The 20781-nt window shown below is 74.2% G+C and carries 20 protein-coding genes; 12 read left to right on the forward strand and 8 right to left on the reverse strand.

The genetic code is table 11. The features are described from left to right. The coding region (locus D476_RS33590; RefSeq protein WP_239648733.1) for an AMP-binding protein at positions 1-410 on the reverse strand (410 nt) is incomplete at its 3' end. 170 nt (positions 411-580) lie between these two features. Here D476_RS33590 and D476_RS0116780 point away from each other — a divergent pair. Further along, the gene (locus D476_RS0116780; RefSeq protein WP_017625090.1) at positions 581-1423 is read left to right on the forward strand and encodes a crotonase/enoyl-CoA hydratase family protein; all 843 of its coding nucleotides are present in this window, start codon (positions 581-583) and stop codon (positions 1421-1423) included. Between the two features lie 59 nt (positions 1424-1482). Next, positions 1483-2544: a hypothetical protein gene (locus tag D476_RS0116785; RefSeq protein ID WP_017625091.1), complete on the forward strand. Its 1062-nt coding sequence runs from the start codon at positions 1483-1485 to the stop codon at positions 2542-2544. Positions 2545-2614: 70 nt separating this feature from the next. Here the strand turns inward: D476_RS0116785 and D476_RS0116790 are convergent, their stop codons facing one another. After that, positions 2615-3016 carry a DUF4333 domain-containing protein gene (locus tag D476_RS0116790; protein ID WP_026123575.1) on the reverse strand — a complete coding sequence of 134 codons (402 nt, stop codon included), beginning with the start codon at positions 3014-3016 and terminating at the stop codon, positions 2615-2617. Between the two features lie 371 nt (positions 3017-3387). Then, on the reverse strand, positions 3388-4509 hold the full coding sequence (locus D476_RS0116795; protein WP_017625093.1) for a VanZ family protein: 1122 nt from the start codon (positions 4507-4509) through the stop codon (positions 3388-3390). A gap of 461 nt (positions 4510-4970) precedes the next feature. Between D476_RS0116795 and D476_RS0116800 the strand changes: the two genes are divergently transcribed. The 6 genes from D476_RS0116800 to D476_RS33595 all read left to right on the forward strand — a co-directional run bounded on the left by D476_RS0116800 (position 4971) and on the right by D476_RS33595 (position 11837). Beyond that, positions 4971-7664 (forward strand): sensor histidine kinase, encoded by a 2694-nt coding sequence (locus D476_RS0116800; RefSeq protein ID WP_026123577.1) that lies wholly within the window; start codon positions 4971-4973, stop codon positions 7662-7664. 26 nt (positions 7665-7690) lie between these two features. Next, complete coding sequence (locus tag D476_RS0116805) at positions 7691-8089, forward strand: roadblock/LC7 domain-containing protein (protein WP_017625094.1); 399 nt, start codon at positions 7691-7693, stop codon at positions 8087-8089. An 11-nt stretch (positions 8090-8100) separates the two neighbouring features. Next, complete coding sequence (locus tag D476_RS0116810; protein ID WP_239648734.1) at positions 8101-8475, forward strand: DUF742 domain-containing protein; 375 nt, start codon at positions 8101-8103, stop codon at positions 8473-8475. Next, positions 8456-9043: a GTP-binding protein gene (locus D476_RS0116815; RefSeq protein ID WP_017625096.1), complete on the forward strand. Its 588-nt coding sequence runs from the start codon at positions 8456-8458 to the stop codon at positions 9041-9043. Before D476_RS0116810 ends, D476_RS0116815 begins: the two co-directional genes overlap by 20 nt. Positions 9044-9196: 153 nt before the next feature. Further along, positions 9197-10171, forward strand: a complete 975-nt coding sequence (locus D476_RS0116820) for an oxygenase MpaB family protein (RefSeq protein ID WP_017625097.1) — start codon at positions 9197-9199, stop codon at positions 10169-10171. 52 nt (positions 10172-10223) lie between these two features. Next, the gene (locus tag D476_RS33595) at positions 10224-11837 is read left to right on the forward strand and encodes an MFS transporter (protein WP_449289408.1); all 1614 of its coding nucleotides are present in this window, start codon (positions 10224-10226) and stop codon (positions 11835-11837) included. Positions 11838-12115: 278 nt separating this feature from the next. On the opposite strand, the gene D476_RS0116830 is transcribed toward D476_RS33595, so the two are convergent. After that, positions 12116-13033 (reverse strand): YwqG family protein, encoded by a 918-nt coding sequence (locus D476_RS0116830; protein WP_017625098.1) that lies wholly within the window; start codon positions 13031-13033, stop codon positions 12116-12118. 30 nt (positions 13034-13063) lie between these two features. Further along, positions 13064-13618: a TetR/AcrR family transcriptional regulator gene (locus tag D476_RS0116835; protein ID WP_017625099.1), complete on the reverse strand. Its 555-nt coding sequence runs from the start codon at positions 13616-13618 to the stop codon at positions 13064-13066. A gap of 194 nt (positions 13619-13812) precedes the next feature. Here D476_RS0116835 and D476_RS0116840 point away from each other — a divergent pair, with 194 nt between their 5' ends. Together D476_RS0116840 and D476_RS0116845 are read left to right on the forward strand one after the other, a co-directional pair. Beyond that, entirely contained in the window at positions 13813-14235 is a 423-nt protein-coding gene (locus D476_RS0116840; RefSeq protein WP_017625100.1) for a nuclear transport factor 2 family protein, read from the forward strand. Next, complete coding sequence (locus tag D476_RS0116845; RefSeq protein WP_017625101.1) at positions 14232-15056, forward strand: Rossmann-fold NAD(P)-binding domain-containing protein; 825 nt, start codon at positions 14232-14234, stop codon at positions 15054-15056. Before D476_RS0116840 ends, D476_RS0116845 begins: the two co-directional genes overlap by 4 nt. On the opposite strand, the gene D476_RS0116850 is transcribed toward D476_RS0116845, so the two are convergent. The 3 genes from D476_RS0116850 to D476_RS0116860 form a co-directional block, all read right to left on the reverse strand. Next, a complete protein-coding gene (locus D476_RS0116850) occupies positions 15053-16195 on the reverse strand; it encodes an NAD(P)H-dependent flavin oxidoreductase (protein ID WP_051061765.1) in 1143 nt (380 codons plus the stop codon). The genes D476_RS0116845 and D476_RS0116850 overlap by 4 nt on opposite strands. A 127-nt stretch (positions 16196-16322) precedes the next feature. Then, positions 16323-17099 carry a decaprenylphospho-beta-D-erythro-pentofuranosid-2-ulose 2-reductase gene (locus D476_RS0116855; protein ID WP_017625103.1) on the reverse strand — a complete coding sequence of 259 codons (777 nt, stop codon included), beginning with the start codon at positions 17097-17099 and terminating at the stop codon, positions 16323-16325. 162 nt (positions 17100-17261) lie between these two features. Next, positions 17262-17882: a TetR/AcrR family transcriptional regulator gene (locus D476_RS0116860; protein WP_017625104.1), complete on the reverse strand. Its 621-nt coding sequence runs from the start codon at positions 17880-17882 to the stop codon at positions 17262-17264. Between the two features lie 186 nt (positions 17883-18068). On the opposite strand from D476_RS0116860, the gene D476_RS0116865 reads away from it, so the two are divergent. Beyond that, positions 18069-19202, forward strand: coding sequence for an FAD-dependent monooxygenase (locus tag D476_RS0116865; protein WP_017625105.1), 1134 nt, complete (start codon positions 18069-18071; stop codon positions 19200-19202). 66 nt (positions 19203-19268) lie between these two features. Then, a complete protein-coding gene (locus tag D476_RS0116870) occupies positions 19269-20756 on the forward strand; it encodes an MFS transporter (protein ID WP_017625106.1) in 1488 nt (495 codons plus the stop codon). Positions 20757-20781: the final 25 nt, after the last annotated feature.

Raw genomic sequence — 20781 nt, forward strand, 5'->3', positions numbered from 1 at the left:
CCGGGGACGTCGCCGAAGCCGATGCGCGCGTCTTTGGGGAGGCGGGCGGCGTCGGCGCCGTGGACGCCCTGTTCGGCGAAGCGCTCGTGGACGAAGAGGGCCTCGGCGCCGCTGTCGGCGGTGATGTAGCCGACCTCGGGGCCGGTGAGGTGCCAGTTCACGGGCGTGTAGTAGAGGCCGGACTGGAGCGCGGCCAGGTAGAGGGTGAGGCCGTCCGACCCGTTGGGGGTCAGGCCGCAGATGCCGTCGCCGGTGCGCAGTCCCAGCGCGCGCAGGGCGTGGACCAGGCGGTTCGCGCGGGCCAGGAGGGCTCCGGCGGTGTGCTCGGTCCCGTCGGGGTCCACGCAGGCGAGGCGGTGGGGGTGGGCGCGGGCGGTCCTCCAGAAGCCGAGGGGGGCGGTGTCCGACATGGAGACCTCCGTCACACGGAAGCGGACTCCCAAAAAAGTAGAGCACGTTCTCCTTTTTATGGCTAGGCCGTGTTCAGCAGCGTTTTTCCGATCTAGAATCAGTTCTCACCTAGGCCCCGAGAACACCGTTCACACACGCCCCGCCACGACCGGCGGACGGGAGGCACGCCGTGACGGACCACGCAGCGGACCCCACCCCCGAGGGGACCCTCCTCGCCCTGTCCACCCCCCACTGCGCCGTGCGCCGGGTGGGCCCCGTCGTGACGGTGGAGATGAGCCGCCCGGAGGCGCGCAACGCGCTGTCGACGGACATGCTCGTGGGGCTGGCGGACGCCTTCGCCTACATCGCGGCGGAGCCGGGGGTGCGGGTCGGGGTGCTCACCGGCGCGGGAGGGGTGTTCTGCGCCGGGGCGGACCTGAAGGGGATGGGGCGGCCCTCGGACGACCCCCGGGTGCGGGCGCGTGCGGCCCAGATCGAGGACTTCCACTGGAAGGGGCTGCTGCGGCAGGACCGTCCGCCCAAGCCGCTGGTGTCGGCGGTCGAGGGCCCGGCGGTGGCGGGCGGCACCGAGCTGGTGGTCGGCACGGACGTGCGCATCGCCGGGGAGGGGGCGGTGCTGGGCCTGTACGAGGCCCGGCGCGGGCTGTTCCCGATGGGAGGGTGCGCGATCCGGGTGCCGCGGCAGATCCCGTACGCGCACGCGATGGAGATGCTGCTGACCGGCCGGTCGTACACGGCGCGGGAGGCGGCGGACATCGGCCTGGTGACCCGGGTCGTCCCGGACGGGACGGCGCTGGAGGAGGCCATGCGGGTGGCGCGCGGGATCGCCGCATGCGGCCCGCTGGCCGTCCAGGCGATCCTGCGCGTCCACCGCGCGACCGAGGGGATGCCCGAGCAGGAGGCGCTGGCGGTGAGCGACGCCGCGGGATGGGAGGTGATGGCGTCCGAGGACGCCAAGGAGGGCGCCCGCGCGTTCACGGAGAAGCGCGCTCCGGAGTTCAGGGGCGAATAGGGGCCGACCGTGTTCGTCCCCGAGGGAACGCTCCGGGACAGGGGCGAGTCCTAGCCGGTATGCCCGCCCCGCACGACGAGCACGACGAGCCCGCCGCCGTCCCCGTGGAACACGGCATCGGCCCCCCGCCTACGCCCCTCCGAGAGGCCGCCATCGTGGCGTTCCTCTACACACCGATCGCGGCCGTGGCCACGGCACTCGGCACGGTGCCCGTGCTGTTCCTCACGCCCGCCCATGACCCCACGGTCGAGTCGCTCGCGGCGAGGGCCCTGGTTCCCGGGTTCGCCGTCATGCTGGTCGCAGGGCCCCTCCTGGGCAACCTCCGCGTTGAGCACCCCTACGCCGTCAGCGGACTGGTGGGGCTCGCGTCGGCGTGCGTCGCCCCCGTCGGCCTCATGTTCATCCTGGATCCGCCGGACCCCCTCTGGGCGCCGGCCGCCGTCCTGTCGTCGGCCCCGGCGGTGTTCGTGGCGATGCTCGTCGGAGCGGGCTTCCGCAACATCGGGTACCGCCGCCTGGGCACCTGGGGGACGGCCATCGCGATCATCTTCGTCGCGCACGGCGGGCTGCGCTACGCCGAGGCCCAGGGGGAGCAGGAGGAGGCGGCGGCCGACCTGGCCGGGTACACGAGCGTGGCGGTCCTCGACGCGCCGGGCTGGAGGTTCACGCACGCCTACGGGAAGAACGGCTTCACCGAGCTCGTCTACCGCGACCGGCTCGGCCGGACGGTGCTCCTGGGCACCACGTCCCCCGTACCCGATCCGGAGGCCTCGGGAATCACGGCGGACGGCCTCCTCTCCTGCGGCCCGGGGGAACGAGTGACCACAGTGAAAGTGGAGGAGTGCGTGCTCCGGGACGGCGTCATCCTCACGCGGATGAGAGCCGCCCACCTGGACAGCGAAGAGGCCGACCACAGGCTCCAGTGGCCGCGCGGGTGGAGGGAGGCCCGCCTCGACTTTCCCGGCGACCGCGCCGCCCGCCTGCGGACCGACTCATGGGGCGTGGACCTGGTGGACCTGTCGCACTCCATCGAGGAACACGGGATCGACCGCCCCGAAGAACTGATCGACGAGGCATCCTGCCTGCTCACCTGCCAGAACTGGAGGGACTACAGCGGCTGAGGCGACGGGGCCCGCCGGCGTGCACGGCACGGCCGGGCCGGGGCAGGGGCGCCCCGGCCCGGCGCACGGGTCAGCCCATGGGCGTCTCGTCGACGACCACGTCGAAGTCGACGTTCGTGCCCTCGACCGCGGTCGCGGTGACGGTCACGCCCAGGGTCTGGCCGTCCGCGGTGAGTTCGCAACGGATGGAGGCCCCGACCTCGGCCGGGAGGTCCTCGGGGCAGGTGAGGGAGTCGGGCGTCTGGCCGGTGGTCTCGGCCAGGACGTCGGAGGCCTGCCGGGCGACCTCGTCCGCGGAGACGGCGGCTGCCTCGCCCCCGCTCTCCTGTCCGCCCTCCTGCCCGGCGTCGGGGCTCCCGACCGGCTCCATGTCCCCGACGCTGGCGCTGAACGAGCAGCCCGCGGCCAGGAGCACCGCCAGCACTCCCAGCCCGCTCGCCGCCGCCGCACGCCTGCTCCCGGTTCCTCGCATCTCCGTTCTCCCTGCTTTCTTCCGTGGATGGGGTATACCGCCTGCGACGCCGGGGCCCGACCACCGGTTCCGGCGACCGAGGTCACGATTGTGCTGCGTACGGTGTTGCGCGTGACGCACGGGATGCCACCGAGGGCGTGAGGGGGCGCTACCGTCCCCCGGCCCTCCACTCCCGGGAGCCGAGGAAGGCACGGCGGTAGGTGAGCGGAGTGGAACCACAGGCAAGGGGGTAGGAGGGCCCGCCAAACGGCGTCGGGGTGGGCAACGCGCGGTGGGGCCACCCACCCTGACCCGGGGCCGCTTCGGCTACCGCTGCCTACCGGTGACGGGAACGGAGCGCAACAGGCGGTAGGGCCCTTCCCCCCACGGGCTCAGTTCCCCACCCTCTGTGGGGGCGGGCCCGTCTGCAGGGACGGGTGGTACCGGATCAGCTTGCCCGGGAGGCCTCCCACGACCGCCGTCCTCGTCGTGATCCTCGTGCCCGTGACCAGGTCCGCGGTGCCCGCCTGGTCACGGCGGACCAGTTCGGGGGCCGCGTGGATCAGGGCCGCCAGCAGCGCCCACGGGTGCAGGTCGAACACGAACAGCACCGTCACCGGCGTGTACAGCAGCGCCGCCCGCAGGGTCGACCTCCACCGCTCCGCGGGGCCCGGCCGGCCCTTCGCGGCGACCGCCAGCCGCATGCTCGCCCGCCCCGGTGTGCTCCGGTCCCTCCGCAGCAGCGGCACCAGCAGGCCGAAGAGCACCGCCGCCGCGACCAGCGCCGCCTTGTGCGCGGCGCCCGCGCCGCCCACGGCGACGGCCCCCGCCTCCAGCAGCACCCCCACCGCCAGCAGCGTTCCGTACCACCACAGCATCAGGTCCAGCACGTGCCCGACGAGGCGGCGCGACAGGCCCGGCGGCATCGCGTCCATGACGGCCCCGGGCCACCCGCGCGGCAGGACCCGCACGGCCGCGCCCCCCAGCAGCCACCCCGCGGCGCCTCCGGCCGCGCCCAGCAGCACGTCGTCGACCGCGGCCACCCGGTAGGCGCAGGGGTACAGCCCGAGCATCCCGGTCGCCTGCACGGCCTCCACCGCGGCCGCGATCAGCGCGGTCAGCGCCAGGGTGAACCAGAACCCGCGCCGGTACCGGTAGCGGGCCAGGACCCCGGCGGCCGCGGGCACCCCGGCCGCCGCCGCGGTGTGCACGGCGAGCGTGGTCCACGACCCCGGCAGGTCGCCCAGGGCCGCCGGGCGCGCCAGCACCGGGGCGCCGCCGTCGATCGCGCACAGTCCGTCCACGCTCAGCGGCAGCGGCCACACCGCCAGCACACCCGCCGCCAGCGCGGTGGCGAGCACGGCCAGGGTCGTCTGCCCCTGCCAGCCCGCGATGCGCCCGTAGCGCCCCAGGTGGACCCGGAAGAACAGGGCCGCCACCACCGCCGCGGCGAACACGGCGGCCGGAACGGCGACCACGGCCCCGACCGGCCCGACGCCCAGAATCCCTCCCATAGGTCCACCAGGCTAACCGCGCCCCGGCGCCCGTGCGGGAGAACGCCGGAACCGGCGCTCCGGGCGCCCTCACGGCTCCGGTCCGGCCGCCCGCCGACGCCCTTCTGTAACTATTCGATAATTCTTCGTCAGGCTACGAACGCGTAGCGCTGTCGGACCGAATCCGGCAAACACCCACATCCGCACGACGGACGCCCAGTTAAGGACCAAAGTCATCCCTGCCCCACCGCACCGCACAGGCCGTGGGGGCCCATCCCCCCGGCGATTCCGGCCTTTCCCGGGCGAGATACGATCCCCAGGCCGAATCCCCGCGTCTTCCTCGCGTTGCGCGGACACATCGGCCCGGCCGGAGGGCGCCGCGCGCGCACCGGCCGCCGGTCCTCCACACCGAAAGCACCGGAACGCCCCTTCGCCGTTCCACCGCGTCCATGTGTGCTCAAGGCACGGGCCATAGGAGAGCAGTGCAGGAAGCAGACAAGCGGCGGGTCCCGAGCATCCGCACCCGGCTCCGCAGGATCGTCATGACCCCCACCGCGGCGCTGGTCGCGGTGTGGCTCATCGTCAGCGGCGTCCTGTTCTACAACGCCGCCATGGAGCTGGCCCTGAGCAAGGGCAACGAGCGCTACCTCACCCCGTCCGCCGTGGCGCTCACGACGGTGATGAAGGAGCGCACCATCACCGTCGGCTACCTGGAGCACCCCGAGGACGCGGACCTCGCCGCCGACCTGGACGCGGCCCAGGAGGAGTCCACGGAGAAGATGGGCACCATCATCACCGACTACGACGAGCTGAAGCCGCTCGTCCCGGACTCCGCCGCCGCGCGCATCACCGAGCTCCAGAACGCCTATGACGGGATCGAGGAGCTCCGCGCGTCCGTAGAGAGCGGCAATGCCTCCCGCAAGGAGGTCCTGGACTTCTTCAACGGCGTGACCTCCGCCGCCGCCGACGTCTTCGACGAGCTGGCCCGCAGCGGCAACAACGCCGAGTCGATGGGGCCGGGCATCAGCGCCACCTCCACCTTCCGCGCCGTCGACCAGCTCGGCCGCGCCGACGCCCAGCTCATCCGCTCCTTCGCCGAGGACGAGCTGAGCCACCCCGACATGCACGCCTTCGTGGAGGAGTTCGGCGCCTACCAGGCGCGCATGGAGCAGACCGCCCCCTTCCTCGGCCCCGAGCAGCGCGTCCGGTACCGGGAGCTGACCGAGACCCCCGAGTACCGGCGCCTGGACGAGTACGTCGACCAGATCATGCAGCGCCCGGCGGTGACCGAGACCGACCCGGTCAGCGGCGAGGTCACCGAGCGCTTCCCGATGCCCGTCGACAAGGAGGACTGGGAGGAGGCCTACCTCGCCGTCTTCGACGAGCTCACCACGATCGGCGCCGACGAGGCGCTGTACGCCGGGTCGCTGCAGGCCAACGTCGCCTACCGGTCGATGGCCATGGCCGTGCTGGGCAGCGCGGGCGTCGGCGCCCTGGCGATCCTGGCCGTGCTCACCGCCACCCGCTCGGCGCACCGCCTGGTCGACCGCCTGCACCGGCTGCGCGACGACACCGAGGAACTCACCGAGCGGCGGCTGCCCGGCATCATGGACCGGCTGCGCCGCCACGAGCCGGTCGAGCTGGACGACGAGCTGCCCGACCTGGTCGCCAACCAGCAGGACGACGAGATCGGCCGGGTCGCCCGCTCCTTCGACACCGCCCAGCGCACCGCCGTGGAGGCGGCGATCAACCAGGCCGAGCTGCGGCACGGCGTGAACCGCGTGTTCCTGAGCATCGCCCACCGCAGCCAGACCCTGATCCACCGCCAGCTCCGCCTGCTGGACCGGATGGAGCGCGACCAGGAGGACCCCGCCCAGCTCACCGAGCTGTTCAAGCTGGACCACCTGGCCACCCGCTCCCGCCGCAACGCCGAGAACCTGCTCATCCTGGGCGGGGAGAACCCGGGCCGCACCTGGCACCGCCCGATGCCGCTGGTGGACGTGCTGCGCGGGGCCATCTCCGAGTCCGGCGACTACTCGCGGGTGCAGCGCAACCACATCGCCCGGGTGTCGCTCATCGGCCCGGCGGTGGCCGACGTCATCCACCTGGTCGCCGAGCTGGTGGACAACGCCACCGCGTTCTCCCCGCCGCACACCCGGGTGATGCTCAGCAGCGAGCAGGTGCCCAACGGCGTGACCGTGGAGATCGAGGACCGCGGCCTGGGCATGCAGGACGACGAGTTCGAGTCGGCCAACGCCCTGCTGGCGGACCCGCCCGAGTTCGACGTGATGCGCCTCAACGAGAAGATGCGCCTGGGCCTGTTCGTCGTCTCGCGGCTGGCCAAGCGGCACGGCATCAAGGTGTGGCTGCGCTCCTCGCCCTACGGGGGCGTGCAGGCGATCGTGCTGCTGCCGCCGGAGCTGATCTCCGAGGCCCCCGTGCCCGCGTCGCCGCGCGAGCCCGTCACGCGCACCCCCGCCCCCTCCGACGGCGACCTGCTGGGCGCCTCCGACGGCCCGACCCCGGCCGCGGAGGACCGCGAGCAGGGCGGCGAGGACCGCGCGGACGGCGGCGGCCCGGACGGTGCTCCGGACGGCGCCCCGGACACCCCTGACGCCCCGCTGGAGATCCGCGCCGAGGACCGCGCGGGCGACGCGGTCAGCGCCCTCGCGGCGTTCGCCGCCTCCGACGAGGGGGACGCGAACGGCTCGTCCCCCGCGGGCGGGAACGGCTCGGCCCCCGACGGCGGCCCCGCCACCACCCCGTCGGGCCTGCCCCGGCGCGGTTCGCGCCGCTCCTCCGCCGGGACGGGGGCCTCCCCGGCCGGTGCCGCGCCGTTCGCCGCCCCCGCCTCCTCGCGCGACACCCGCCCCGACCCCGCCCCGATCGGCGACGCCGACGACCGCCCGGCACTGCCCCGGCGGCGCCCGCAGACCAACCTCGCCCCCCAGCTCGCCGACCGCTGCCCGAACGACCCCGCCGCGGACGCCGACGGAGGCGCGGAGGGCGGGCCCGGGTCCGAATCCGCCCCACAGGGTCCGGACCGCTCGGAGCGGCTGCGCCGGAACATGTCCGCGTTCCAGCAGGGCACCCGCCGCGGCCGCGAGGAGAGCCGCGGCCAGGGCCGCGCAGCCGCCGAGGACGACACCACCGAGGACACTGAGAAGGACTCCTGACCTTGACGAACAACGCTGCGAAGGACTTGAACTGGCTCCTCGACGGGCTCGTCGAGCGCGCGGTGGGCGCCCGGTACGCGATCGTCCTGTCCGCCGACGGCCTGCTCATGGGCAGCTCGGCCGACCTGGGCAAGGACGACGCCGAGCAGCTCTCCGCGGTCGCCTCGGCCTTCCAGAGCCTGGCCCGCGGCACCGGCAAGCAGTTCAACGGCGGGGAGGTGCTGCAGACCGTCGTGGAGATGGAGCGCGCCTACCTGTTCGTCACCGGCGCGGGCAGCGGCGCCTGCCTGGCCGTGGTGTCCGAGGAGGGGTCCGATGTCGGCCTCATCGCGTACGAGATGAACGTCCTTGTGGAACAGGTCGGCCGGTTCCTGGACGCGGCTCCCCGCAGTGACGGGAGGCCCGCGCCGGAGTCGGCCGGGTGACGGGAGGCACCATGGCGGATCCCCGCGACTCGGGTCTCGGACAGGACGAGGCCGGGTCGGTCGTCCGGCCCTACATCCTCACCGAGGGCCGGCAGCACGCCGACGCCGTCCAGCTGGACATGGTCAGCGTGGTCATCGCCGCGCGCGCCGAGGTCGACGAGATGGCCCTGGAGCCGGAGCAGCTGCGCATCCTGGAGCTGTGCCACCGGGCCCAGTCGGTGGCCGAGGTCTCCGCGCACATGGACATCCCGGTCGCCGTGGTCAAGGTGCTGCTCGGCGACCTCATCGGCCGGGGCTACGTCCTGGCCCGCGCCCCCTACACGACCGAGAGCCCGGTGAGCCGGGACGTACTGCAGGCGGTACTCGATGGCATCCAACGACTCTGACAGCCGCGGCGAGCGCATCCCGGCCGCCATCAAGATCCTGGTGGCGGGCGGCTTCGGCGCGGGCAAGACCACCCTGGTCGGCTCGATCAGCGAGGTCGCGCCGCTCAGCACCGAGGAGCTGATGACCGAGGCCAGCCTGGGCGTGGACGACCTGTCCGGGGTGGAGCAGAAGAACACCACCACGGTGGCCCTGGACTTCGGCCGCATCACGATCAACGAGGACCTGGTCCTCTACCTGTTCGGCACGCCCGGCCAGCAGCGCTTCTGGTTCATGTGGGAGGAGCTGGCCACCGGCGCGCTGGGGGCGGTGGTGCTCGCCGACACCCGGCGGCTGGAGACCTGCTTCCCCGCGGTCGACTTCTTCGAGCGGCGGGGGATGCCGTTCGTGGTGGCGGTGAACTGCTTCGAGGGCGCGCACCACTACGGGGCCGAGGAGGTGCGCGCCGCGCTGAGCATCCCGCCGGAGGTGCCGGTGCTGCTGTGCGACGCGCGCGACCGGTCCTCCAGCAAGGAGGTGCTGCTGACCCTGGTGCGGCACGTGGCGCGGCGCACCGCCGCCCCGGCCTGACCCGGGATCCCCGGCACGGCGGGGCTTGCCGCGCGGGGCGGAGTTCCTCGGGAACGGGGGCGGCCGGTAAGGTCCCTACCGACCGGTACCTACCGGTCACTCGGTGGGTGCCCCCGGCCCGCCCCCATCCCCACACCGCACCGGAGAGGCCCGATGAAACGGTTCGACTGGTACGACGAGATCCACCGCCTCGACGCCGAGGCCGACGCGCGCCGGATCACTTTCATCCTGGGCGCCCACGAGTTCCCCTGGGACATGTCCCAGGCTCTGGGGCTGGCCCTGTACCGGACCTATGCGGTGCCCAGCATCGGCGGCCTGCTGGGCGACACCGAGGAGTTCACCGACCGCACCCAGCACCGCTACGACGACACCGCGCTCATCCTGGGGCAGATTCTGCAGCACGGCTTCGAGCCGGGCCGGGGCCGCGACGCGCTGCGGCGCATGAACCAGATGCACCGCAGCTACGACATCTCCAACGAGGACTACCTGTACGTGCTGAGCACGTTCGTGGTGATGCCCCCGCGCTGGCTCAACGAGTGGGGCTTCGGGTGGCGCCGCCTGAGCGAGCACGAGATCCGCGCGAACACCAACTACTACCGCGACCTCGGCCGCCACATGGCCATCAAGGACATCCCCGAGACGTTCGAGGAGTTCTACGAGCTGTTCGACTCCTACGAGCGCGAGCACTTCGGCTTCAGCGAGGGCGGGCGCGCGGTCTCCGACAGCACGCTCGACCTGATGCTCACGTTCTCCCCGTCCTGGCAGCGGCCGGTGATGAAGAAGTTCACCATGGCGCTGCTGGACGACCGCCTGACGGAGGCCTTCCGCTACCGGCCCGCGTCCGGCTTCTGGAAGGGCGCGGCGAAGACCGCCCTCAGGGCCCGGGCCAAGGTGGTGCGCTTCATGCCGCCGCGGGTGGAGCCGTTCACCGAAAAGGACAACCCGAACATCAAGAGCTACCCGGACGGGTTCGACCCGAGCCGGATCGGCACCTTCCCCAAGAAGTGCCCGGTCCCGCACGACCTGAGGACGGTGGAGGTGTCGGGCAGCCGCGACCGCGTCCCGGCACCGGGCGAGGCGCTGCCGCCGGAGCAGCGCGCGGGCGCCGCACAGGGTGAGCAGGTCTGAGCCGACCATGACCGCACCTCCCGCCGCGGAGGCCGTGGGCCTCCGCGGTCCGATGCTGCCCAGATCCGTCCACGCGGGCTACGGGGTGGGGGCGATCGCCACCCACGTGTTCACCACGGTCCCGTCCCTGCTGCTGCTGATCTACCTGACCGACGCGCTGGCCGTGGCGCCCGCCCTGGCCGGGTTCGTCGTGGTGGCCCCCAAGGCGGTGGACGTGCTGGCGGGGCCGTTCATCGGCATCCGCTCGGACCGGACCGTGTCCCGGTGGGGGCCGCGCCGCCCGTGGATGCTGGCGGGCACATTCGCCCTGCCGGTGTGCTTCGCGCTGCTGTTCGCCGGGTTCCCCCTGCAGGGCGCGCCCGCCGCGTTCGCCGTCCTGGCGGTGTTCGTCGCCGCGGCGCTGTCGGCGTCGGTGTTCCAGGTCCCGTACGCGGCGATGCCCGGGGAGATCACCGACAACTACCATGAGCGGTCGGTGCTGCAGAGCTGGCGGACGGTGTTCGTGGGCGTGGCGCTGCTGCTCGGCGGAGCGCTCGCGCCCGTCCTGGTGCACAGCACCGGGCCGGGCGCCACGATCGAGGGCTACCGCCTGATGGGCGTGGTGATGGCGGCCATCACGATGGCGGCCATGGCGGCGTGCGTGTACGGGACGCGCAAGGCGCCGCTGCGCCGCCGGGTGCACGAGGCGCAGGGGCTGGTGTCCCAGTTCCGCGCGGCGCTGGGCAACCCGCACTTCCGGCGGCTGCTCCCGACGGCGTTCCTGCAGGTGGTGGCCGCGGGCACGATGATCGCGGGCGTGCCGTACGTGACCGGGCACGTGATGGGCGAGCCGGGGTACACCGCCGTGCTGGTGGTGTGCGTGACGGTGCCGCTGATCGCGACCATGCCGCTGTGGATGGCCGTCTCGCGCCGCCTGGACAAGCGGCCGACGCTGGCCCTGGCGGCCGGGTTCTTCATCGCCGGGGCCGTCGGCCTGTTCTTCATCCCGGTGATGGGCGGCCTGCCGTGGGCGATCGCCATGTCGGTGGTGGTGGGAACCGGCAACGCGGGCTGCACGATGCTGCCGTACTCGATGCTGACCGACTGCATCGCCGCCACGCGCGCGGTGAGCGGACGGCACCAGGCGGGGGTGCTGGCCGGGATCTGGTCGTCGATGGAGGCGCTGGGCGCTGCGCTGGGCGCCCAACTGCTGAGCGCGGCGCTGGCGGTGAGCGGCTACCGCCAGTCGGCGGNGCGAGGCCGTCGCCCAGACGGACCGGGCCCTGCAGGGCATGCTGATCGGGAGCACGCTGGTGCCCGCGGCGGTGATGCTGGCGTCGGTGCTGCTGCTGAGGGTGTACCGGCTGAACGCGGGGGAGATGGCGCGGCTGGCGGCGACTGTGCCCGAGCCCGCCCCCGCGCCGGGCTGAAGGGCGCTGGGGGAGCCGAAGGGCGCCCCTCCGGTTGCGCGGACCACGGGGGTCGGGCGGCTTCGCTCTCCAGGGGCCCGGCACCCCCTCCCTCCCGCGGAGGCGGGGTACAGGTGCGACGGCCGCCGGGAACACGGCCGGGCCCCGCCTTCCCTGCCGCGCCGCCCGCCTGCACCGCGAAGGACCGGACAGGCCCGTCCCTCGCCGGTGCTGTCGAGCGGTCCGAGGGCGGCGGGGGTAGTGGTTGCACCACGTGATCACCCCTCAGACGGTTCGTTCACCGCGCTCGATCGACCAACGAGCACGAAGAGGTCCGATATGCCCGGTTTCCGGACCGGGGTGTCTCCCCTGATGGGACGAGCGGTCCGGATGACGTGCGCCCCCGGGGCACCTCCGGTCAGGGCGCCCGGACCCGGCCCCACCCGCGTCGCCGCAGCCTCGCGCCCCAGCGGCCCGCCGCCCGGCAAGCAGGACCGGGGAACCGCCCCGCTCACCCCGTCGCCGCCCTCCTACCCGACACCCCGTCGGCGGCGGCTCATTGGACCAGGGCCGTGTGGCCGTCGGGGAACGCGCCCGGGTTGCTCGGGCAGATGTAGATCTGCAGGTTGTCGCCGTCGGCGATCTGGATCCCGGCCGGTGACGAGGCGTCCCGGCCGCCCTGCTCGGCCAGGTCCCGGTCCTCCTCCGCGACCCAGGCCTTGGAGCCGTCCCATTCCGACGAGGCGATGGTCAGCAGCGGGGCCATCCTCGCGCCGCAGTGGACGCAGTACCGGGCGACGAGGTCGGTGCGGCCCCACGGTGCCCAGCCGCCGAGCTTCCAGCCGGGGGCCATGGAGAGCTCCGTGTGGTAGAAGGACTCGGGGTAGCCCCCATAGGCGTCGCCGACCGCGGCCCCGGCCGCCCGCCACGTCTCCGGGTCCTTCAGGCGCCGCTGCGCCTGCGCGCTCAGCTCCGAGGGATTCGGGTACTCGGTGACGGGCTCCGGCGCGAGGACGCACGGCTCGGGGACCAGGTGGTCCTCGGGGAGCAGGGGGTCGAAGTCCTCCTCGTCCGCATCGACCGGCTCGGGCGGGGAATCGAGCACGTCGGTGACGTCGGCGGCGTTCCGCCAGAACAGCTCGGTGGTGAACGCGAACCCCGGCGGGTGCTCACTGGGGCACCACAGCACCTGGAGCAGGTCCGCGTTACAGAACGACCGCAGCAGGGGGACGTCGCGGGCGAACACCTGGGCGACGGGGATCAGAGGGTAGGGCTGCCCCTCGTGCCACCGGTCGCAGGTCGGCCACGGCTCGCGGGCCGGCCACAGCAGCGGCCCGCCGACCGAGCTGTCGTACGGGGTCGGGGAACCGGGGCGGGGGTGCAGCCGGTAGGCCGTGCGCTCCAGGGGTGCGAGCCAGGGGAAGGACGCCGCGACGTCGACCGGCCGCGGCGGGGTGGTGCGGGTGGTGTTCATGGGCATGATCCTGCCACCCGCCTGAGACGGTCAGCCCGTTGGCCGTTCGCCGCAGACGGAACGGACCAGCTCCTCCACTCCCGCCTTCAGGTGGGCGTCGGGCCAGTCGTCGAGGTGGTCGACGAGGTCGCTGCGGACCGCCGCCAGGAGTGCGTGGGCGAGGAAGTCGGCCGCCTCGGGGCCGCGCGCCTCGGCCATCAGGGCCGCCACCCGCGCGTGCCAGCGCCCGTACGCCGCGTTGGTGTAGGGGCTTCCCCCGCCGAGGCTCTCCAGCGCGCGAGAAAGCGCCCGGTTCTCGATCTTGAAGCGCAACAGCGCGTCCATGATGCGCACCACCGCTTCGACGGGGTCTTCGCCCCCTGTGGCGCCCTCGAACTCCGCGGCCATGCGTTCCGTGCGCAGCTCATAGAGCGCGCGGACCAGCCCGGCCCGGTCGCCGAAGCGACGGAAGAGCGTCCCCTTCCCCACCCCCGCCGCGGCGGCGACGTCGTCCATCGACACGCCCGCAGGGTCGTCGGCGGAGTCGAAGAGCAGGCCTGCGGCCTGGAGCACGGCCTCGCGGTTGCGCGCGGCGTCTGCCCGCACGGAGCACCTCCTTGATAAACGGACCGATGGTCCGCTACGTTAAACGGACCGATGGTCCGAATCGTAGCGGAGACCGCCGTCGGCCCTGTCATCGCTGCCAGCGCCGTCCTCGCCGTCGGCGCCGCTCGGCGCCGCTCGGCGCCGCTCGGCGCCGCTCGGCGCCGCAAGAATCACCGCCAGAGAAGGGCACACCCATGCCGACCGACGCACCCGAACGCCCCGACGCGCTCTTCCGGCGGGGCCTCGACCTCCTGCGTGCCAAGGACATGCCGGGCTTCATCGGCCTGTTCGCCGACGACGCGGTCGTGGAGTTCCCGTTCGCCCCGCCCGGCCGCCCCCGCCGTCTGGAGGGCCGCGGCGAGGTGCACGACTACCTGATCGACTACCCCGACACCGTCGACGTGCACCGGGTCGAGGTCGGCACGCTGCACACCACCGCCGACCCGGAGGTGATCGTGGCCGAGTTCTCGGCCGAAGGGATCCTCGTCGCCACCGGCGATCCCTACGAGGCGCACTACGTCGCCGTACTGACGGTCAGGGACGGCCGTATCGCGCACTACCGCGACTACTGGAACCCTCGGCTCGCCCTCGCGGCGGAAGGGGGCGCGGCCGCATGAGCGTCCTCGTCACCGGAGGCACCGGGACCACCGGAAGCCGGGTCGCCCGGAAGCTGGCCGAGCGGGGGCACGCGCACCGGGTCGCCAGCCGGCGCGCCGTCGGCGGCCGGGTCCCCTTCGACTGGTACGACTCCTCCACGCACGCCGGTGCGCTGGCCGGTGCGACCGCCCTGTACCTCGTCGCCCCGGTCGGCGAACCCGACCCGGAGCCGGTCATGGCCCCGTTCCTGGAGCGCGCCGCCGAGGCGGGGGTGCGCCGCGCCGTGCTGCTGAGCGGGGCGCCCATCGATCCGGGGACGCCGGGGCTCGGCCGGGTGCACACCCGGCTCGGCGGCCTCTTCACCGAGTGGGCGGTGCTGCGCCCGACGTGGTTCGCCGACAACTTCACCGGCGGCCACCTGCAGGGCCGCCTGGCCCGAGAGCGGGGCGAGATCGTGAGCGCGACGGGGACGGGGCGGGTGCCCTTCGTCGCCGCCGAGGACATCGCCGAGGTCGCGGCGGCGGCCCTCACCGACCCCGTGCCGCACGGCACCGACCACGTCATCACCGGCCCGGAGGCGGTGTCCTACGACGATGTCGCCGAGGTGCTCGGCCGCGCCCTGGGGCGGCCCGTGCGGCACCGCCCCCTGAGCGCGGACGAACTCGCCGAACACTGGACGCGGGAGGGCATGGCCCCGGAGTTCGCGCGCCTCCTCGCCGACATGGACACCGCCATCGCGGCGGGCGCGGAGGACCGCACCACCACGGCCGTCCTGGACACCACCGGCCGCCCGCCGCGGACGCTGGAGGAGGCGTTCGCCGAGGCCCTGGCCGCGCCCTAGCCGACCTCCTCCCCGGCGTCCGGGGCCGTGCCCGCCACCCGGGCCAGCCGTTCCACGGCCTCCCCGAACTCCTCCATCAGCTCGTACACCACCTGGGAGCAGGGCTTGACCCGGTCGATGCCTCCGACGATCTGGCCCACCGGCGAGGGCGTCAGGGTCGGGTGGCGGACCCGCCCGACCCGGCGCAGCGCGTCGGCGATCAGCATGAACTGCAGGGGCATGGGCAGCGTCCCCGGCGACCCCTCGTCCTCCCAGGCGCGGGTCCAGTCGTTGCGCAGCATGCGGGCGGGCTTGCCGGTCATGGAGCGCGAGCGGACGGTGTCGGAGGAGGAGGCCCGCAGGATCTGCTCCAGGGCGCCCCGGGGGGTGTCGGCCTCCTCGGTGGCCAGCCACACCGACCCGGTCCACACCCCCTCGGCGCCCAGAGCCATGCCCGCGGCCATCTGGCGGCCGCGCCCCACGCCCCCGGCCGCCAGCACCGGGACGGGCCCGGCCTCGTCGACGACCTCGGGCACCAGTACCATCGTGGTCACCTCGCCGGTGTGCCCGCCCGCCTCGGTCCCCTGGGCGACGACGACGTCCACGCCCGCGTCGCACTGCTTGCGGGCGTGGCGGCGGGAGCTGGCGAGCCCGGCGACCTTGACGCCGTGCCGGTGGGCCTGCTCGACGACGTCGGTCGGCGGCGCGCCGAGGGCGTTGGCCAGCAGCGCGATGGGGTGCTTGAGGGCCACCTCGACCTGGGGGCGGGCGGTGGCGTCGGTCCAGCCGAGGAGGAAGCGGCCCGCGTCGGAATCGGTCATCTCGGGGACGCCGTGCTCGGCGAGGAGGGTGTCGACGAAGCGGCGGTGTCCGTCGGGGATGAGGGCGCGCAGCCGCTCCTGGAGCTCCTCCCCGGTTCCGGCGCCCAGCTCGGCCCCGGCGTAGGAGGAGGGCATGACGACGTCGACGCCGTAGGGGCGGCCGCCGGTGTGCGCGTCGATCCAGGCGAGCTCGGTCTCCAGCTCCTCGGGGGTGAAGTACAGGGCACCGAGCACGCCCATGCCTCCGGCCCGGCTCACCGCGGCGACGACGTCCCGGCAGTGGCTGAAGGCGAAGACGGGCAGGTCGATGCCGAACATTTCGGTGACACGTGTTGGCATACCGCCATGAGAACACGGAATTGAAACACGTTCTAGACCTGGAAAGCGGGCTCCTCCTGGTTCTTCCCACCCGTCACCAGAACGCGTTACGGAAGTACCGGTCGGCAGCGTCGGCCGACGGGGCCGGTCAGCGGGGCAGGCGCCGCCACATCGAGCGCGGGAGCATCCGCATCCCGGTGAAGACGTACCGCAGCACCGAGGGCACCCACACCGTCTCGCGGCCGGTGCGCAGCCCTTCGGCGACGGCGGCGGCGACCTGCTCGGCGGTGGCGGGGAACGGCGCGGCGGGCACGTGCCGGGACATCTTGGTGGGCACGTAGCCGGGGCGCACCACCATCACCCGGGCGCCGGTGCCGTGCAGGGCGTCGCCCAGGCCCTGGGCGAGGCCGTCCAGCCCGGCCTTGGCGGCGCCGTAGACCAGGTTGGCGCGCCGCACCCGCACCCCGGCCACCGAGGAGACCACGACCAGGGTGCCGTGGCCCTGCTCGCGCAGGCGCGCGGCCACCGCCAGGTCGGCGGAGACGTGGCCGGTGAAGGTGGCGGCGGCCGCGTCGGCGGCGGAGGCCGGGTCGGCCTCGAAGGCGGCCTGGTCGCCGAGCACCCCGAAGGCGTCCACGACCACGTCGAGGTCGCCCGCCAGATCGGCCGCGGAGGCGACGGCGGCCTCGTGCCCGGCGGTGTCGGCGGCGTCGAAGTCGAGCGGGTGGACGGCGCGCGCCCCCGCGGCGCGGAGCCGCTCGGCCTGCTCCTTCACGCCGCCCGTGCGCGCACCGGTGGCGTCCCGGGCCGCGAGCACGACCGTGCGCGCGCCGCCCCGCACCAGGCGCTCGGCGATGGCGAGCCCGATCTCACTGCGCCCGCCCAGGAGGAGAACGGTGTCCACGGCTCCGACGGCGTTCCGCATGCCAGTCCTTCCGGTCGGGGGACGTGCGCGCCCCTGCTTGGAGACAGAAGCGTCCCAGAGGCCGTGCCGGAGGCGGAACCCAGGGCCGGTGCCGCACCCCCGCACCGGCGGCACCGACCGCACCGCCCGCACCGGCCGCAGCGCCTGATCAGCGGCGCCTGCTCAGGTGTGCGGCGCCGTCTCCCGGATTCCGGCGAGCACCACGCCGACGATGCGCTCGGCGTCCGCGCGGGTGAACGGGCGCGTGCCGCGGTCGACGATGAGGTGCACCGGGCCGGAGATCATCTCGCCGAGGAAGGAGCTGTCGACCGGGGGGATCTCGCCCCGGTCGACGGCGGCGTCCACCCGCCGCCGCATGGCGGCCACGCGGCGGTCGACGATCCGGGACACCGCCTGGCGGACCGTGGCGCTCTGCCCGGCCGGACGGACGGCCTGTTCGAGCGTCTGGCCGAACGGCGTCTCCATGCCCCCGGCCAGGGCGACCAGGAAGTCCACCAGGTCCCGGTGCAGGTCGCCGGTGTCGGCGACCGAGGCGAGGTCCTCGGCGTACCGGAGCAGGGCGTCCACCACCAGGTCCTCGCGGTCGGGCCAGTTGCGGTAGACGCTGGTCTTGTGCACGCCGGCGCGCTCGGCGACCTCCTCGTAGCGGAAGCCCGCGACGCCGTCGCGCGCCACGAGCTCCGCGGTCGCGGCGAGGATCTGCGCCCTGACCCGTGCGTTGCGGCCCCCGGGCCGCCGCGCGGTCGGCCGGGCCGCGGCCCCGTCGGCCATGGCCGCGCTCACCTCCCCTTCTCCGCTCGGGTGCCGATTGTCGCCAGGCGCGGCATTGCGGTGCAAGCCGGGCGTGGATAGCCTCATTAAAAGCAACAGATTGTTGCTTTAGTTTGGCCCGGCGCCCCTCCGGCCCCACCGGTGGAGCGGCCGCCGGCCGCCCCACCTCCACCGACCAGCGACACCGGGAGTGCACACGTGGACATCCTCATCTCCGGAGCCGGCATCGCCGGGCTCGCCTGCGCGCGCGAGCTGGGCACCCGCGGCCACACGGTCACCGTCGTCGAGCACGCCCCCGGCCTCCGGCTCACGGGCACGCCCATCGACATCCGCGGCGACGCGATCGAGGCCGTGGAGCGGATGGGCCTGCTCGCGCAGGTCCGGGAACGGCGCATCCGGATGTCCGAGCGGACCCGGTTCGTCGACGCCTCGGGGGCGACCGTGGCCCGGATGCCGATGGAGCGGATCGGCGACTCCGACGACGACATCGAACTCCTGCGCGGAGACCTCGTGCGCATCCTCGCCGACGCCCTCCCCGACACCGCCGGGATCCGCTTCGGCGACGCGGTCGCGGCACTGGCCGACGACGGCGGCGGACCCGGGGCGGACGGCGTCCGGGTGCGCTTCGCGTCGGGCCGCACCGGCCGGTACGACCTGGTCGTCGGCGCCGACGGCCAGCACTCGGCGGTGCGCGGCATGGTGTTCGGCCCCGAGGAGGACCACCTCCGGCACCTCGGCGTCTACTTCGCCCTCGCCGACCTCCCCGCCGGGGCCGCCCGCCCCGACACCGGCAACGCGATCCACAACGTCCCCGGCCGGATGGCGGGCGTGTTCCACTACGGCGGCAAGGCGGTCGCGGTCTTCCAGTTCCGTTCGGAGCCGATCGCCTACGACCACCGCGACCTGGACGCGCAGAAGAGGATCCTCGCCGACGCCTTCGCGGGCCACCGGTCGTGGCGCATCCCGGAGCTGCTCGACGCGGCCCTCGCCGACCCCGGCCTCTACCTCACCCCCGCGAGCCAGATCCGCCTGCCCGCCTGGCACCGCGGCCGCACCGTCCTGGTCGGGGACGCCGGGTACAGCCCGGCCTTCCTGTCCGGCCGGGGCACCTCGCTCGCCCTCACCGGGGCCCGCCTCCTCGCCGAGGAGCTCGCGCACCGCGGCGGCGGCCCCACCGGCGCGTTCCAACGGTACGAGGCCCGGCAGCGCCCCTACGTCGCCTTCGCCCAGGACCGCGCCGGCACCGGCCGCGACCGCCTGCTGCCGCCCACCTGGGCGGCCATCGAGGCCCGCGACAAGGCGCTGCAGGCCTTCGCGGCCGACGCGCCCTGACCCGGTGCCGCGCCACCGGCCGCGCACCGCGCCCCACCCCCTCCGAACCGCTGGAGACAACACACGGTGAACGACACACGGGAAGGGGCCCCGCCCGGCCCCCGGGAGCACCGCTGGAGCCGGAGGCTCGTCCTCTGGGCCGCCGTCCTCACGCTCGCCAACGTCCTGGCCGATGTGGCCATCGGATCGCCGATGATGGTCCTGCCCCAGCTGCTGGACGACTTCGACACCGACCAGGCCGCCTGGCTGAACGCGAGCGCGATGCTGGCCGGGGCCATCTGGTCGCCGCTGCTGGCGAAGTGCTCCGACATCTTCGGCAAGCGCCGGACCCTCATCGCCACGCTGGTCCTGGCCTGCGCGGGGGCGCTGGTCTGCTTCGCCGCCCCCAACGTCTGGATCTTCCTGGCGGGGCGCCTCCTCCAAGGCGCCGCCTTCGCCGCGGTCTTCATCACCGTGGCCCTCGCCCGCCAGATCGCCGCCCCGGTGGTGGCGATGGCGCTGGTCGGGCTGGTGACCTCCGGATCGTCGGTGGTCGGGATCATCGAGCCGTTCCTGATGAAGCCGGTCATCGACGCGTTCGGCCACCGGAGCGTGTTCGCGGCGGCGGCCCTGCTCGCCGCGGCCGCCGCGCTGTGCGTGCGCGCGCTCATCCCGGAGTCGCCGGTGCGCGGCACCGGCCGCGTCGACACGGCGGGGGCGCTCCTGCTCGGCGGCGGCCTCGGCGCGGTGCTCGCCTACATCAGCCTCGGCCGGGACTTCGGGTGGCTGTCGGGGGGCATGCTGGTGCTGATCGCGGCCGGCGCCGCCGCGCTGGCCGGATGGGCCGTCCTGGCGCTGCGGGTCGACGAGCCCGTCATCGACCTGCGGGCCCTCAGCCGCCCGATCCTGCTGACGCTGCTGGCCCTGGTGCTGGCGGCCGGATCCTTCCGGAGCATGCTGCAGCTGACGGGCATCATCGCCCAGGTGCCCCCCGGCCTGGGGCTCGGCTACGGGCTGGGCGAGGGGGAGGCGGTCGCGGTGCTGCTGGCCGTGCCCAACCTCGGCATCGTCGTCGGCGGCACGCTCTCCGGGTGGGCGGCGGGGCGCTTCGGCCCCGCACCGCCCCTGCTCGGCGGCATCGCCGTCGGGACGGCGGCGACCTTCACGATGCTGGCGGGGGTGTCGGTGCTCCCGGTGGCGATCGCCTGCGGCGCCCTGGTCGGGGTGGCCGCCGGGGCGATCGGCGCCTCGGGCTACAACCTGGCGACCGGCCTGGCGGCGCCCGAGCGCCAGGGCACGATCGCCGGCGTGGTCTCGGTGGTGCTCGCCCTGGGCTCGGTCGTCTTCACCTTCGCCGGGGGCGAGGTGCTCAAGGCGACCCAGGTCCCCGGGCTCCCCGCCGACGGCGCGCCGGTGAGCTCGGCGGCCGGAGTGCACCTCTACGTCGGGATGGCGGGGGCGCTCTTCCTGCTCGCCGCGGTGCCCGCGGCCGTGCTGGTCCAAAACCGCCCCGACGCCCCCGACGGGCCGGAATCGCCGCGGCACACGGAGAAGGCCCCGGCGCCGCCCCGGTAGCCCCCGACGGGCGTTCGGCGCCTCA

Origin of the sequence: Nocardiopsis chromatogenes YIM 90109, assembly GCF_000341185.1 — a bacterium.
Lineage (GTDB): Bacteria > Actinomycetota > Actinomycetes > Streptosporangiales > Streptosporangiaceae > Nocardiopsis_A > Nocardiopsis_A chromatogenes.

What these genes read in the sequence shown, in the direction of transcription:
- D476_RS0116785 (WP_017625091.1), top strand. Translation starts at nt 1,483, where the DNA reads ATGCCCGCCCCGCACGACGAGCACGACGAGCCCGCCGCCGTCCCCGTG.
- D476_RS0116790 (WP_026123575.1), bottom strand. Translation starts at nt 3,016, where the DNA reads ATGCGAGGAACCGGGAGCAGGCGTGCGGCGGCGGCGAGCGGGCTGGGA.
- D476_RS0116795 (WP_017625093.1), bottom strand. Translation starts at nt 4,509, where the DNA reads ATGGGAGGGATTCTGGGCGTCGGGCCGGTCGGGGCCGTGGTCGCCGTT.
- D476_RS0116810 (WP_239648734.1), top strand. Translation starts at nt 8,101, where the DNA reads ATGGCGGATCCCCGCGACTCGGGTCTCGGACAGGACGAGGCCGGGTCG.
- D476_RS0116815 (WP_017625096.1), top strand. Translation starts at nt 8,456, where the DNA reads ATGGCATCCAACGACTCTGACAGCCGCGGCGAGCGCATCCCGGCCGCC.
- D476_RS0116820 (WP_017625097.1), top strand. Translation starts at nt 9,197, where the DNA reads ATGAAACGGTTCGACTGGTACGACGAGATCCACCGCCTCGACGCCGAG.
- D476_RS0116830 (WP_017625098.1), bottom strand. Translation starts at nt 13,033, where the DNA reads ATGAACACCACCCGCACCACCCCGCCGCGGCCGGTCGACGTCGCGGCG.
- D476_RS0116840 (WP_017625100.1), top strand. Translation starts at nt 13,813, where the DNA reads ATGCCGACCGACGCACCCGAACGCCCCGACGCGCTCTTCCGGCGGGGC.
- D476_RS0116845 (WP_017625101.1), top strand. Translation starts at nt 14,232, where the DNA reads ATGAGCGTCCTCGTCACCGGAGGCACCGGGACCACCGGAAGCCGGGTC.
- D476_RS0116850 (WP_051061765.1), bottom strand. Translation starts at nt 16,195, where the DNA reads ATGCCAACACGTGTCACCGAAATGTTCGGCATCGACCTGCCCGTCTTC.
- D476_RS0116855 (WP_017625103.1), bottom strand. Translation starts at nt 17,099, where the DNA reads ATGCGGAACGCCGTCGGAGCCGTGGACACCGTTCTCCTCCTGGGCGGG.